This window comes from Rhodanobacter denitrificans (assembly GCF_000230695.2).
Taxonomy (GTDB): Bacteria; Pseudomonadota; Gammaproteobacteria; order Xanthomonadales; family Rhodanobacteraceae; genus Rhodanobacter; species Rhodanobacter denitrificans.
The window spans coordinates 1,330,385-1,343,002 of record NC_020541.1; the positions used below are offsets into that span (position 1 = coordinate 1,330,385).

General features: G+C 70.5%; 13 protein-coding genes. 3 read left to right on the forward strand and 10 right to left on the reverse strand.

Features of this window, described 5'->3' with window-relative positions:
• Positions 1–26: 26 nt before the first annotated feature.
• The 3 genes from R2APBS1_RS05975 to R2APBS1_RS05985 all read right to left on the reverse strand — a co-directional run bounded on the left by R2APBS1_RS05975 (position 27) and on the right by R2APBS1_RS05985 (position 3,665).
• A complete protein-coding gene (locus R2APBS1_RS05975) occupies positions 27–2,123 on the reverse strand; it encodes an FUSC family protein (protein ID WP_015447232.1) in 2,097 nt (698 codons plus the stop codon).
• Between the two features lie 83 nt (positions 2,124–2,206).
• Positions 2,207–2,770: an elongation factor P-like protein EfpL gene (gene efpL / locus R2APBS1_RS05980; protein ID WP_015447233.1), complete on the reverse strand. Its 564-nt coding sequence runs from the start codon at positions 2,768–2,770 to the stop codon at positions 2,207–2,209.
• A gap of 127 nt (positions 2,771–2,897) precedes the next feature.
• On the reverse strand, positions 2,898–3,665 hold the full coding sequence (locus tag R2APBS1_RS05985) for an SDR family NAD(P)-dependent oxidoreductase (RefSeq protein WP_015447234.1): 768 nt from the start codon (positions 3,663–3,665) through the stop codon (positions 2,898–2,900).
• 198 nt (positions 3,666–3,863) lie between these two features.
• Here R2APBS1_RS05985 and R2APBS1_RS05990 point away from each other — a divergent pair, with 198 nt between their 5' ends.
• Positions 3,864–4,316: an RcnB family protein gene (locus R2APBS1_RS05990; protein WP_007510599.1), complete on the forward strand. Its 453-nt coding sequence runs from the start codon at positions 3,864–3,866 to the stop codon at positions 4,314–4,316.
• Positions 4,317–4,390: 74 nt separating this feature from the next.
• Here R2APBS1_RS05990 and R2APBS1_RS05995 read toward each other — a convergent pair whose 3' ends face one another.
• The 3 genes from R2APBS1_RS05995 to R2APBS1_RS06005 are packed head-to-tail and all read right to left on the reverse strand — an operon-like array spanning position 4,391 to position 6,065.
• A complete protein-coding gene (locus R2APBS1_RS05995; protein WP_015447235.1) occupies positions 4,391–4,954 on the reverse strand; it encodes a GNAT family N-acetyltransferase in 564 nt (187 codons plus the stop codon).
• 10 nt (positions 4,955–4,964) lie between these two features.
• Positions 4,965–5,567, reverse strand: coding sequence for a YdeI/OmpD-associated family protein (locus R2APBS1_RS06000; RefSeq protein WP_015447236.1), 603 nt, complete (start codon positions 5,565–5,567; stop codon positions 4,965–4,967).
• Between the two features lie 9 nt (positions 5,568–5,576).
• Positions 5,577–6,065, reverse strand: a complete 489-nt coding sequence (locus R2APBS1_RS06005) for a GNAT family N-acetyltransferase (protein ID WP_015447237.1) — start codon at positions 6,063–6,065, stop codon at positions 5,577–5,579.
• A gap of 56 nt (positions 6,066–6,121) precedes the next feature.
• Between R2APBS1_RS06005 and R2APBS1_RS06010 the strand changes: the two genes are divergently transcribed.
• Both R2APBS1_RS06010 and R2APBS1_RS06015 read left to right on the forward strand, forming a co-directional pair.
• Entirely contained in the window at positions 6,122–6,757 is a 636-nt protein-coding gene (locus tag R2APBS1_RS06010) for a glutathione S-transferase family protein (protein ID WP_015447238.1), read from the forward strand.
• A complete protein-coding gene (locus R2APBS1_RS06015; RefSeq protein WP_015447239.1) occupies positions 6,754–7,230 on the forward strand; it encodes an NUDIX hydrolase in 477 nt (158 codons plus the stop codon). Before R2APBS1_RS06010 ends, R2APBS1_RS06015 begins: the two co-directional genes overlap by 4 nt.
• Before the next feature lie 30 nt (positions 7,231–7,260).
• Here R2APBS1_RS06015 and R2APBS1_RS06020 read toward each other — a convergent pair whose 3' ends face one another.
• The 4 genes from R2APBS1_RS06020 to R2APBS1_RS06035 all read right to left on the reverse strand — a co-directional run bounded on the left by R2APBS1_RS06020 (position 7,261) and on the right by R2APBS1_RS06035 (position 12,559).
• On the reverse strand, positions 7,261–8,595 hold the full coding sequence (locus R2APBS1_RS06020; RefSeq protein ID WP_015447240.1) for a metal-dependent hydrolase family protein: 1,335 nt from the start codon (positions 8,593–8,595) through the stop codon (positions 7,261–7,263).
• A gap of 41 nt (positions 8,596–8,636) precedes the next feature.
• Positions 8,637–9,539, reverse strand: coding sequence for a hydroxymethylglutaryl-CoA lyase (locus R2APBS1_RS06025; protein WP_007510614.1), 903 nt, complete (start codon positions 9,537–9,539; stop codon positions 8,637–8,639).
• Between the two features lie 137 nt (positions 9,540–9,676).
• Positions 9,677–11,668 carry an acetyl/propionyl/methylcrotonyl-CoA carboxylase subunit alpha gene (locus R2APBS1_RS06030; protein WP_015447241.1) on the reverse strand — a complete coding sequence of 664 codons (1,992 nt, stop codon included), beginning with the start codon at positions 11,666–11,668 and terminating at the stop codon, positions 9,677–9,679.
• A gap of 93 nt (positions 11,669–11,761) precedes the next feature.
• A complete protein-coding gene (locus R2APBS1_RS06035; protein ID WP_015447242.1) occupies positions 11,762–12,559 on the reverse strand; it encodes an enoyl-CoA hydratase-related protein in 798 nt (265 codons plus the stop codon).
• Positions 12,560–12,618: the final 59 nt, after the last annotated feature.

A 12,618-nucleotide genomic window follows, 5' to 3' on the forward strand; every position in this document is an offset into this window, starting at 1 on the left:
TGCGCCCGCACATGCTGCGGCGCGGCTTACGCCACCGGTGGCTCTGCGGCGGCAAGCTCCGACAGGCCGCGCTTCGTCACGTGGGCCAGCGTGTCGACGTTGTCGACCAGCCGGTCGCTGATCCGCGCCAGCAGCTCGAATGCGGTGCGGTCGCCGACGCCCTGCATCGAGGTGACCAGCTCGCGCTGCATGGCGCGCAGCTTGGGCAGGGCGCCCGGCGGCTGCCGCTCGCGCAGCGCCGTGGCGATGGCCTGTACGGCGTCGGCGTTGCGCTCGACGAAACGGCCGATGGCGTCCGCCGCCGGCAGCGCGGCGAGATCGCCGAGGGTGGCTTCCAGGGTCATCGCGGTGCGCGCCAGGCGATTGCCGTTGGCGAACAGCGCGCGGGCCAGCGCCAGCAATTCCGGCGGCGTGGCCGGCTCGGTGCGCATGCGGTCGATCGAGGCCTGCGCATTGGTGCGCGCGGTGCGCGCCGCGGTGCGGGTGTCGTTGCGGTGGCCGCCCCGGTCGGGTTGCGCCAGGGCGCGCAGGTAACTGGCGTAGGCGTCCAGCATCACTGCCAGCGCGGCGCGCGCGCGCCCGCGTTCCCAGGTCGGCCAGGCCACGTAGGCGAGCAGCGCCATGCCGCAGCCGAGCGCGGTGTTGAGCACGCGGTCGGACACCGCCAAGCCGGGGTTGACGCCCTCGAACGACAGCAGGATCACCACGGTGCCGGTCAGCGCCGCCACCGCAATGCCGTAGTGCGCGCCGGCCAGGTAGCGAAACGCCATGCACAGCAGCGCCATCAGCGCCAGGTGCGCCCACGGTTCGTCCGGCGTGACGTGCAGCAGCACCGTGGTGAGCACCAGCCCCAGCACCGTGCCGAGCACGCGCAGCAGGCCGAAGTTGAAGGTGGCGGCGAAGTCCGGGCGCAGCACGATCGCCGCGGTCATCGGCAGCCAGTAGCCGTGCGGCAGCTGCAGCAGGCGCGAGATCCACAGCGCCGCGCTGAGGCAGACCGCCATGCGCACGGCGTGGCGGAACGCCACCGAGCGCGGGGTGAGGTTGGCGCGCAGGGTGGCCCAGGTGGAGCTGCTGCGAAGCGAATTGGGCAGCCGGGTTTCCGCTGCGCTGGCGCGCAGCTCGCCGCGGCTGCCGGCCCAGTCGGCGTTGCGCACCGCGGCGGCCAACTGGCCGGCCAGCGCATGGATGTGCGCGGTCAGGCCGTCGGCGTTGCCGCCGCCGTCGAGCAGGGCGCGCTCGCTGGCGCGCAGGGTCTGCAGCGCGCGGTCGGCCCGCTCGGGCGGGTCGCCCTGCTGCAGTGCCTCGGCGATCGCCGCCAGCACGCGCGCGGCGTCGTCGCGGAACATCGCGTGGACGGCCGGGTTGGCGTGCAGCTCGGCCATCGCGGTGAGCTCCAGCCGGATCCGCTCGGCCAGCTCCAGCAGCACGCCGAAGGCTTCCATCGCGCGGCCATGCGCGCGATGACGACCCAGCAAGGTGCGCTGCAGGCTGGTCATCGCCTCGGTCAACGCCGGCACTTCGGCATCGTCATGCGCCTGCTCGCGGGCCAGTGCGGCCAGCCCGGCGTACACCCGAGCCAGCTCGATGCGCTCCGGCCAGTAGCGCTGCAGCGGCCACGCCGCCAGCGAGAACGCGGTGAGCAGCACGCCGCCGGCGAAGATCAGCGCGGCGCCGCCGAGCGCATGGCTCGGCGACGTCGGCGTCGAGGCGGTGATCACCAGCAGGATCATGCTGGTCATGCCGACCCGCGCGGTATCCGCGCCGAACACCACCAGCATGCCGCCGAAGAAGCCGCAGGCGGCGGTGGCGAGCAGGATCGGCAGCAGCTGGCCGCCGATCAGGAAGCCCACCAGCGCGGCGAGGCCGGCCGCCAGCGACGCCAGCAGCAGTTGCCGCATGCGCTGGCGGTATGGCCCGGGCTGGTCGGAGAACATCGTGTCCAGCGCGCCGGCCGCCACGCCCAGGCCGATCTGCGGATGGCCGGTGGCCATGCCCACGGCCAGCGGCAGGATCACCGCCGCGGTATTGCGCAGCACCACGCGCAGCGGCACGTCCGGCCGCTTGATATCGGTCAGGCTCTCGATCGCATGGGCGCGTAGCGAATAACCGCTGGGTCGCATGGGGCAGGAAATGGGTGGAGAGGAGTGAGGGTCGAGTATGACAAAAGCACTCGTTTCTCACTCCTCTTTACGCACTCCTGCTCTCAGGCCCTGCCGGCGAACTCGCCGGTGAGCGTGTTCACCCACACCTTCTCGTCGTTGCTGATGTACTCGGGCACCTGGATCTCGATGCCGGTGTCGAGCTTGGCCGGCTTGGTGCGCTTGGTGGCGCTGGAGCCCTTCATTTCCGGCGCGGTGTCGACCACGGTCAGCACCACGCTGGTGGGCACCTGCAGGCCCACCGGCACGTCGTCGATCAGCTGCACGTAGTAGCCCTCGACGCCCTCGACGATGTAGCCGGCGTTGTCGCCGACCAGTTCCGGCGACAGCGGGTACTGGGTGTAATCCTCGGCATCCATGAACACGAACGCGCCATCGTCCATGTAGGAGAAGTTGGCGGCGCGGCGCACCAGGTCCATCTCGCGCAGCTCGTCGTCGGCGCGCAGGCTGAGGTCGAACTTGCGTCCGCCGGGGATCGAATACAGGGTGAAGCGGAACGTGACGTTGCCGCCACGCGCGCTCGGCGAGCTGCGCTCGATGTCGCGTACCTGGTAGACGGTGCCGCCGTGCTCGACCACGTTGCCTTTCTTGACGTCGGAAGCTTTCATGGGGTTTTGGCCGGGAATAGGGAGTCGGAAATAGGGAATCGTAAAAGCGGTTCGTCGTGCCGGAGGGCGTCGAGACGGGGCGCGATTTTGCCTTTGCGATTCCCGATTCTCTATGCCCTGTTCCCGGCTATTTGGCTGCTAGCCGCACCGCGCCGTCCAGCCGGATCGTCTCGCCGTTGATGTAGCGATTGACGAGGATGAAGGCCACGGTCTGCGCGAACTCCTCCGGCTTGCCCAGCCGTGAGGGGAACGGGATCGAGGCGGACAGCGACTGCTGCACGGCTTCGGGCATGCCGTCGACCATCGGGGTCCAGAAGATGCCCGGCGCGATGGTCGCCACGCGGATGCCGAAGCGCGCCAGCTCGCGCGCCATCGGCAGGGTCATGCCGACCACGCCGCCCTTGGAGGCGGAGTAGGCGGCCTGGCCGATCTGGCCTTCGTAGGCGGCCACGCTGGCGGTGTTGACGATCACGCCGCGCTCGCCGTCCTCGCCGGCTTCGTTGTTCTGCATCAGCGCCGCGCCGGCCTTGGCCACGTTGAAGCTGCCGACCAGGTTCACCATCACCGTGCCGGAGAACGTGGCCAGCGGCATCGCGCCTTCCTTGCCCAGCACGCGGCCGGCACCGAGGATGCCGGCGCAGTTCATCACCACGTTGAGGCCGCCCATCGCGTGGTGGGCGGCAGCCACGTTGGTGGCCACGCCGTCCTCGGAGGTGACGTCGGTGCGGAAGAAGCGCGCCGCGCCGCCCAGTTCCTTCGCGGCGGCCTGGCCCTTGTCCTCGTTGACGTCGAACAGCGCGACCCTGCCGCCGTTCGCCACCAGATGCTGCGCCACCGCGTGGCCGAGACCGGAGGCGCCGCCGGTGATGATTGCCTTGACCTGATCGAGCCGCATGGGGAATCCTTGGTAGCCAACGTCGAAAGGCCGCCATGGTAGCCGACCGGCGCGGGTTGCTGCAGGCTGAACACGAAATCTGCCATGGCAGGGGATTCACGCCGCGTTGGGGCGGCGGCGGTCACCTTGGACCCGAACCACCGGGCAGTCCGGGTTCGTCCGGGCAGGCCTTTTTCCATCGAGGATGGGGAGCAACGCATGAAGAAGCTACTGAGTCTGTCTGCCGTTCTGGGTGCCATGCTGATGCTGGCCAGCGGCTCCGCGCTGGCCCAGGGCAACGGCCATGGCCGGGGCCATGGGCACGATCGCGATCGCTACGAACAGCAGGATGATGGCGATCGCGGATACAACGACGACGGCGATCGCTACGTGCGCTACGAAGACGACGACCAGGGCAACGGCCATGGTCGCGGCCACGCCTATGGCCATTACAAGAACTGGCACGATCGCGGCCGCCACGAGGGCTGGTACAAGCGTGGCGGCTACCTGCCGGAGGAATACCGCAGCACCCGCTACGTGGTGACCGACTGGCGCCAGTACGACCTGCGCGAACCGCCACGCGGCTACCGCTGGGTGCGCAGCGACAGTGGCGACTACCTGCTGGTGGCGATCGCCACCGGCGTGATCGTCGACCTGCTGCTCAACCACTAGGCGCCGGCCGGCGCCTCATCGGGACCGACGGCGTGCCTGCGACCCGCTGGCACGCCGTTTTCGTTGCGGCCGGTTCAGCCCAGCAGGGCGTGCAGCGCCGGCGTATCGGCGAGTGCCTGGAACGGCGTCACGGGTTGCGGCGGAGTGGCGGCCGGCTGAAGTTCCTTCTGCCACACGCCCACGTCCCACCATTGCCCCAGTTTGTAGCCGCACTGGCGCCAGACGCCGGCGGGGGCGAAACCCATCGCCTCGTGCATCGCCACGCTGGCCGTGCCGGGCAGGGTGATCACGCCGACCGCCTGGGTGATGCCCTGCAGCCGCATCACCTCCAGCAGCGCGCCGTACAGCCGGCGCGCGATGCCGCGGCGCTGCGCATCGTGGCGCACGTAGATCGAGGTCTCGGCGATCCAGTCGTAGGCGGCGCGCTCGCGGAAGCGCCCGGCATAGGCGTACGCCAGCACTTCGCCGGCGTCCTCCCACACCAGCCACGGGTAGTGTTGCAGGCGTGCGCGGAGGCGTTCGCGCATGGTCTCCACGCTGGGCAGCTCGGTCTCGAAGGTGGCCACGCCGGCGCTGACCGAAGGGGCGTAGATCGCATGGATGGCGGCGGCGTCTTCGTCGCGGGCGGTGCGGATCATGAACAGGCTCTCAGCATTTCTCGTACTTCCAGTGGCGCCGCTTGCCTTCGGCCAGCCACTCCAGGGTGGTGGCGAGGCGCTTCTGGCGGGTGGCTTCGGTTTTCGCCTCGGCGATCCAGTCGATGTACTCGCGTTGCGCGCCGGGTCCGAAGCCTGCCCAGGTCGTGCGCGCGGCGGCGTGTTTCTTCTGCGCGAGCAGGGCGGCCAGATCGTCCGGCAGTGCCGGTGCGGGTTTCGCGGCGGCCTTCGGGCGTGCCTTCTTCACGCCGGCCTCGTTCAGCGCCATCGCCTTCTTCAGGTGGGCGGCGAGTTGCCGGTCCGAGGGCAGGTCCTTCAACGAGGCGAGCTTGCCGAACTGGCCCATGCCGTCCTCGTCGCTGCCGCCGGTGACTTCCTTCGACAGCCAGAAACCGAAGCCGCAGTGCTGCTTGAACGCGGCCATCATGCACATCGGCGCGCCCTTGTAGCTGAAGAACGGCATGCTCCACTTCAGGCTTTCCTCCACCTCGGGGCAAGCCTCGTGCACCAGCGCGCGCAGGTGTTCCAGGATCGGGCGGGCGAACCCGGCGGATTTCGCGATATACGCGTCGATGCGGGGAGCGTGGTTCGCCATCACCTCACCTCACAGCTCGCGGATGAAGTAGCGGTCGCAGCCGTGGTGACCGGTGCCGCCCATCGCGCTGCACAGGGCGGTGAAACCGCTGCGCTTGTACAGCGCCTGCGCCGCATCCATGCCGGTCAGCGTTTCCAGGTAGCAGCGCCTGAAGCCATGCGCGCGCGCCGCGTCGAGGCAGCGCTGCATCATCGCCGTGCCCGCGCCGATGCCGCGCGCCGTGGGCAGGAAGTACATCTTGCGCAGCTCGCACACGTCCGGCTCGCCGCCTTGCAGCGGCGCCACCCCGCCGGCGCCCACCACCACGCCGTCGCGCTCGACCACGAAATAGCTGCAGCGCGGTTGCGCGTAGGCCGCATGCATGTGGTCGACTTCCGGGTCATGGATGGCGAAGCCGGGGCCGCCGGCGCCGAACTCGGGCATCACCGCGCGGATGATTGCGGCGACCGCGGCGTCGTCGCGCGGCTCGATGGGGCGAATGGTGTAGTCGTGGGTCATGGCAACGGCGCGGCGTCTGCGGTGTAGTGTTGGGTATTCTCGCACCGGAGTCACCCATGTTGATCTACGACGCGATCAGCCCCGCCCCGCGCTGCCTGCGCATGTTCGTGCTGGAGAAGGGCCTGCGCCTGCCGGCCGTGACGGTGGATGTGATGCGTGGCGAGAACCGCGAGCCGGCCTGGCTGGCGGTGAACCCCGCCGGGCAGACGCCGGCGCTGCGCCTCGACGACGGCAGCGTGCTGGCCGAGGCGGTGGCGATCGCCGAATTTCTGGAGGAACTGCACCCCGCGCCGGTGCTGATCGGCGCGACGCCGGAAGAGCGCGCGCTGACCCGCCAATGGTGGCGGCGGGTGGAGCTCAACGTCACCGAGTTCATCCACAACGCCTTCCACTACGCCGAGGGCCTGCCGCGCTTCACCCCGCGCATCCCGGTGGCGCCCGAGGCGGCGGCGGGCCTGAAGCGCATCGCGCAGGATCGCCTGGCCTGGCTCGATGGCCTGTTCGGCGCCGGGCCGTGGCTGTGCGGCGAGCGCTTCACGGCGGCGGACATCTGGCTCTACGTGTGGCTGGATTTCGGCGCCGGCGTGAACCAGCCGTTCGACCGCACCTTGCCGAAGGTTGGCCCGTGGTTCGCGCGGGTGGCGGCGCGGCCCAGCGCGGCGGCCAGCCGCGAACTGCTGGCCTCCGCATGAGCGCCGAACGCCGCCTGCCGGTGCGCAGCTCCATGGTGTCGGTGGTGGCGTTGCGCGGCGCGGGCGCGGCCACGCAGATGCTGGTGGCGCGACGGGTCGGCGCCTACCTCGACGGCGCGTGGAGTTACCTCGCCGGTCATGTCGAGGCGGGCGAGACGGGCTGGCAGGCCGCGTTGCGCGAACTGCGCGAGGAAACCGCGCTGGAGCCGGAAAGCTTCTGGGCCACCAGCTTCTGCGAGCAGGTCTATCTCGCTGCAACCGACGCCATCGAGATCGTGCCCGCCTTCGTGGCGCGCGTGGCCGAGGGAGCGCAGGTGCGCCTCAATGGCGAGCACTCGGCGTTCCGCTGGGTCACGCTGGGCGAGGCCGCCGCGCTGCTGCCGTTCGGCAGCCAGCGCGAGCTGCTGGCGCACGTGCGCCGCGAGTTCGTGGAGCGCGAGCCCTCGCCGTTCCTGCGTCTCGCGCATCGCTAGCTGGCGCCGCGACGAGGCGCTGCCGCCGTGTCAGCGCGGCGAATCTTCCCGCCCGCTGGCCGGGCGCAGGTAGACGCCGCCGTCCTTCATCACGAACACCGGCTTTTCCAGGGCGTCGATCTGCGCGCTCGGGTCGCCCGCGAAGGCGGCAAGGTCGGCGCGCAGGCCGGGCGCGATGCGGCCGAACGCGGCCTGCTGGCGCAGGATCTTCGCCGCCACGTCGGTGGCCGCGTGCAGCGCCTGCGCCGACGTCATGCCGGCGGCCACCATCGCGGCCGGCTCGCGCCAGTTCTCGCCGTGCGTGAACACGCCCACGTCGCTGCCGTTGCCGATGGTCACGCCCAGCTTCAGCGCGGTGCGGAACGCGCGGGCGGCTTCCTGCATGCGCGGCGTGGGCGGGTCGCGGCCGGGCAGGTAGTGGTGGAAGTACTGCTCGGTGGAAGCGACCGCGGTTAGCGTGGGCTCATAGGCGATGCCCTTCTGCCTGAGCAGCTTGAACGTCCCCGCACTGGCGCCGTAGCCGTGCTCGATGCTGTCCGCGCCGGCCTCGGCCGCCATGCACACGCCGGCGTCGCTGGCTGCGTGCACGGCGACCGGGCGGCCGAGCTGGTGCGCGGTGTCGACCAGCGCTTTCAGCTCCGCCGGCGTGAAGGTGGGCGCGGTGGCGCCATCGGGGCCGACGCGGTAGTCGCCGTAGAGCTTGATCCAGTCGGCGCCGCGCGCGGCCTGCTCGCGCACCGCGGCCATCGCCTGGTCGATGCCGCTGACTTCCTGCGCGCCGCCGGGCAGGTCGAGGTCCGGGCGGAAGCCGCGCGGGCCGGGGCCGTAGCTGGCGGTGGCGACGATCGCGCGGGTGGCCACGAACAGCCGCGGGCCGGGGATCAGGCCTTCGTCGATCGCCCGCTGCACCGACACGTCGGCGTAGCCGGCACCCTCGGTGCCGAGATCGCGCAGGGTGGTGAAGCCGGCGAGCAGGGTGGCCTTCGCGTGGGCGGCGGCCTCCAGCGTGCGGTAGTCCTGCGGCTCGGTGAGCACCTGGTCGTTCCACAGCGTCTCGTTGTACGGGTGCAGGAACAGGTGCGAGTGGAGGTCGATCAAGCCAGGGGTGAGCGTGGCGCCGGGCAGTTCGATGCGTTGCGCGCCGGCCGGTGTCTGGATGCTCGCACGAGGGCCGACCGCGGCAATCGCGCCCTCGTGCACCAGCACCGCCCAGCCCACGTGCGCGGCGTCGCCGTCGGCAGTCCACACGCGTTCGGGCAACAGCAGCCAGTCGCCCTTCGGCGTGGCCGCTAGCGTAGGCAGGGAGCACAGCAGGAGCAGCAGGACCGCTGCCGTTTGCCACCAGGTCGTCAGGCTTGCGCGCATCGCTTCGTCCGGTCAGCCGAAGGGCCGATGATAGCGAGCTTTCAGCCCGCGGCAGTGCGCGCGCGGGTGACCCGGCTGGCGGTGTCCTTGTGCAGCTGCGCGGCGAGCCAGGCACCGGTGGCGACCAGCAGGTCGAGGTCGATGCCGGTCTGCATGCCCATGCCGTGCAGCATGTAGACCACGTCCTCGCTGGCCACGTTGCCGGTGGCGCCCTTCGCGTAGGGGCAGCCGCCAGTGCCGGAGACCGCGCTGTCGATCACGCGCACGCCTTCCTCCAGGCAGGCCAGGATGTTCGCCAGCGCCTGGCCGTAGGTGTCGTGGAAGTGCACCGCCAGCGCGGCGATCGGTACCTCCTGCGCCACCGCGCGCAGCATCGCGCGCGCCCTGGTCGGGGTACCCACGCCGATGGTGTCGCCCAGCGAGATCTGGTGGCAGCCCAGCTCGTGCATGCGTCGCGCCACGCGCACCACGTCAACGACCGGCACCTCGCCCTGGTACGGGCAGCCGAGCACGGTGGAGACGTAGCCGCGTACTTTCACGTCGTCGGCCCGGGCCTGTTCCATCACCGGGATGAAGCGCTCGATCGACTCGTCGATCGAGGCGTTGATGTTCCGGCGGTTGAACGCTTCCGACGCGGCGGTGAACACGGCGATGTGGGTGGCCCCCACTTCACGCGCGCGCTGGTAACCCTGCAGGTTCGGCACCAGCACCGGGTAGCTCACCCCCGGCAGCTTGCGGATGCCGGCGTATACCTCGGCCGCGTCGGCCAGCTGCGGCACCCATGCCGGACTGACGAAGCTGGTGGCCTCGATGGTCTGCAGGCCCGTCGACGAGAGCCGGTCGATCAGCGCGATCTTCACCGCAGCCGGCAGCAGGGTCTTCTCGTTCTGCAGGCCGTCGCGGGCGCCGACTTCGACGATGCGGACGTGGTTGGAGGCGTTCATGGGGTGACTCCGAAGAAGGGTCGTCCTCCCGGCGGAAGCCGGAAGCGCTCAACGGCGGCGAAGCCGGTGATCCAGTGCCGGTGTCGCCGTGCGAACTCACTGGATTCCAGCTTTCGCTGGAACGACGGCAAGAGCAGTCAGGCGCCAGCGAAACGCACCAGCACGGCGTCGGCCTCGACGAACTCGCCTTGCGCGGCGCTCACGCTTTCGATGGTGCCGGCGCGGGGCGCCTTCAAGGCCAGTTCCATCTTCATCGCCTCCATCACCAGCAGCTCCTGGCCCTGTTCGACCGCGTCGCCGGCGCTCGCTTTCACCAGCACGATGCGGCCGGGCATCGGCGCGATCACCTGGTTGCTGCCGACGGCGTCGCTGGTGGCCCATGCGAACGCGGCGGCGCGGGCGAAGCGGTAGCGCTGGCCGTGGGCGTCGTGCAGCAGTACGTGGGCGGCATCGCTGCGCAACGGCACGCGGCGCGATTCGCCGTCGAAGCGGGCGCTGAGATGGTCGTCGAGCAGGCGCGCGCCGCGCACGCTGCAGCCGGTTTCGCCGTGGTGCAGCTGGTAATCGCCGGCGTGGCCACGCGCCTCGATCTCGAAGCGCTGCTCGCGCCAGCTCAGCGCCACGATGCGCTTGCCGGCATGGCCGATGCGCCAGGCATCGGCGCTGGCCCACGGCGAATGCGGGTCGGCTGCGGCGCTGGCCACGCGCGACTCGTCGCGCAGCAGCACCGCCGTCGCGGCAGCGAACAGCACGCCGTCGGTCGGCGCCACGTCGCCGACCAGGAACTCGTCGAGGTGGCGGTCGAGGTAGCCGGTGTCGATGCGTCCCTCGACCACCGCCGGATGCCGAGCCAGTCGTTCGAGGAAGCCGATGTTCGATTTCGGGCCGACGATCTCGCACGCCGCCAGCGCTTCGCGCAGCCGCTGCAGGGCCTGCGGACGGTCTTGGTCGAACACGATCAGCTTGGCGATCATCGGGTCGTAGAAGATCGTCACCGTGTCGCCTTCGATCACGCCGCCGTCGAGGCGCACGTGGGCTGACGCCGCGGGCAGGCATAGCGTCTGCAGCTTGCCGGAGCCGGGCAGGAAGTTCTGGTCGGGATCTTCCGCATACAGGCGCACCTCGATCGCATGCCCGTGCGCGCGTACCTGGTCCTGGGTCAGCGGCAGCGCTTCGCCCGCGGCCACGCGCAGCTGCCATTCGACCAGGTCCAGGCCCAGGGTCAGTTCGGTGACCGGGTGCTCGACCTGCAGGCGCGTGTTCATCTCCATGAAGAAGAATTCGCCGCTCTGCGCGACGATGAACTCCACCGTGCCGGCGCCGACGTAGTCGACCGCCTTTGCCGCGGCCACCGCGGCGGCGCCCATCGCCTGGCGGCGCGCGGCGTCGAGGAACGGCGAGGGGGTTTCCTCCAGCACCTTCTGGTAGCGGCGCTGGGCCGAGCATTCGCGCTCGTTGAGGTGGATGACGTGGCCCTGCGTGTCGCCGAACACCTGGAATTCGATGTGGCGTGGGTGCTCCACGTAGCGTTCCAGGATCACCCGGCTGTCGCCGAACGAGCTGGCTGCCTCGCGCTGTGCCGAGGCGAGCGCATCGGCGAATTCGGCCGCACCGCGCACGATGCGCATGCCCTTGCCGCCGCCGCCGGCCGCGGCCTTGATCATCAGCGGGAAGCCGGTCTTGGCTGCCTGTTCGGCGAGGGCGGCCGCATCCTGGTTGGCGCCGTGGTAGCCGGGCACCAGCGGTACCGCGTGCTTCTCCATCAGCGCCTTGGCGGCGGCCTTGGAGCCCATCGCGTCGATGCTTTCCGGCTTCGGGCCGATGAAGACGATGCCGGCCTCGCCGCAGGCGCGGGCGAAGCCGGTGTTCTCGGACAGGAAACCATAGCCGGGGTGGATCGCCTGCGCGTCGGTTTGCCTCGCCACGTCCAGGATGGCGTCGCCGCGCAGGTACGATTCGGCCGGCAGCGGGCCGCCGATCGGCCACGCCTCGTCGGCCAGCCGCACGTGCTGCGCGTCGCGGTCGGCTTCCGAGTACACCGCGATGGTGCGGATGCCGAGGCGGCGGCAGGTGCGGATCACGCGGCAGGCGATCTCGCCGCGGTTGGCGATCAGTACGCGTTCGAACATGCGGGGTTCCCGTAACCGTTGGTGTCGATGCAAAGCTGCTGAAACTAACAGATTGCGCCGTCGCAGCCGATGCGCGGCGCAGCATGGCCGTGCTTATGTGGCCTGGCCGACCCACGCCGGTGCGCGCTTGTCGAGGAACGCCGCCAGGCCGTGCTGGCCTTCGGGCGAGACGCGCAGGCGGGCGATCAGTTCGGCATTGGCGGCGTCGATGCGCTCGGCCTGGGCCAGATCCGCGCCGCCGGTGCGCAGCGCCAACTGCTTCGCCTCGCGCTGGGCCAGCGGGCCGGCCTTGGCCAGCCAGTGCACCTGGCGCTCGATCGCCTCGTCCAGTTCGCTGCCCGACACCGCCGCATGCAGCAGGCCGATGCGCTGCGCTTCGGCAGCGTCGAACACTTCGCCGCTGACGAACAGCCGGCGCGCCTGGCGCAGGCCGATCGCGGCGACCACGTACGGCGAGATCACCGCCGGCACCAGGCCCAGTTTCACTTCCGACAGCGCGAACTTGGCGGTGTCCACGCCGATCGCGATGTCGCAGCAGGCGACCAGGCCCACGCCGCCGCCGTAGGCCGCGCCGTTGACGCGCGCGATGGTGGGCTTGGACAGGAACTGCAGGCTGCGCATCAGTCGCGCCAGGCGCAACGAGTCCTCGCGGTTTTCCTGCTCGCTGGCGGCGGCCATGCCGCGCATCCAGTTCAGGTCGGCGCCGGCGGAAAACGTGCTGCCGCTGCCGGTGAGCACGACGCAGCGAACCGCTGGATCGGCATCGGCGGCCGCCAGCGCTTCGGTCAGTGCGGCGATCAGGTCGTCGTCGAAGGCGTTGTGGACCTGCGGGCGGTTCAGGGTGAGCCAGGCGGTGGCGCCACGGCGTTCGCTGCGGATGGAATCGGTCATCGGTCGTCCCTGCGGCAAATAACGCGATGATAAACGCACCGGGGGTGCGGCAATCGGCG

What these genes read in the sequence shown, in the direction of transcription:
- R2APBS1_RS05990 (WP_007510599.1), top strand. Translation starts at nt 3,864, where the DNA reads ATGAAGAAGCTACTGAGTCTGTCTGCCGTTCTGGGTGCCATGCTGATG.
- R2APBS1_RS06035 (WP_015447242.1), bottom strand. Translation starts at nt 12,559, where the DNA reads ATGACCGATTCCATCCGCAGCGAACGCCGTGGCGCCACCGCCTGGCTC.
- R2APBS1_RS06000 (WP_015447236.1), bottom strand. Translation starts at nt 5,567, where the DNA reads ATGGCGAACCACGCTCCCCGCATCGACGCGTATATCGCGAAATCCGCC.
- R2APBS1_RS05995 (WP_015447235.1), bottom strand. Translation starts at nt 4,954, where the DNA reads ATGATCCGCACCGCCCGCGACGAAGACGCCGCCGCCATCCATGCGATC.
- R2APBS1_RS06005 (WP_015447237.1), bottom strand. Translation starts at nt 6,065, where the DNA reads ATGACCCACGACTACACCATTCGCCCCATCGAGCCGCGCGACGACGCC.
- R2APBS1_RS05985 (WP_015447234.1), bottom strand. Translation starts at nt 3,665, where the DNA reads ATGCGGCTCGATCAGGTCAAGGCAATCATCACCGGCGGCGCCTCCGGT.
- R2APBS1_RS06030 (WP_015447241.1), bottom strand. Translation starts at nt 11,668, where the DNA reads ATGTTCGAACGCGTACTGATCGCCAACCGCGGCGAGATCGCCTGCCGC.
- R2APBS1_RS06025 (WP_007510614.1), bottom strand. Translation starts at nt 9,539, where the DNA reads ATGAACGCCTCCAACCACGTCCGCATCGTCGAAGTCGGCGCCCGCGAC.
- R2APBS1_RS05975 (WP_015447232.1), bottom strand. Translation starts at nt 2,123, where the DNA reads ATGCGACCCAGCGGTTATTCGCTACGCGCCCATGCGATCGAGAGCCTG.
- R2APBS1_RS06015 (WP_015447239.1), top strand. Translation starts at nt 6,754, where the DNA reads ATGAGCGCCGAACGCCGCCTGCCGGTGCGCAGCTCCATGGTGTCGGTG.
- R2APBS1_RS06020 (WP_015447240.1), bottom strand. Translation starts at nt 8,595, where the DNA reads ATGCGCGCAAGCCTGACGACCTGGTGGCAAACGGCAGCGGTCCTGCTG.
- efpL (WP_015447233.1), bottom strand. Translation starts at nt 2,770, where the DNA reads ATGAAAGCTTCCGACGTCAAGAAAGGCAACGTGGTCGAGCACGGCGGC.
- R2APBS1_RS06010 (WP_015447238.1), top strand. Translation starts at nt 6,122, where the DNA reads ATGTTGATCTACGACGCGATCAGCCCCGCCCCGCGCTGCCTGCGCATG.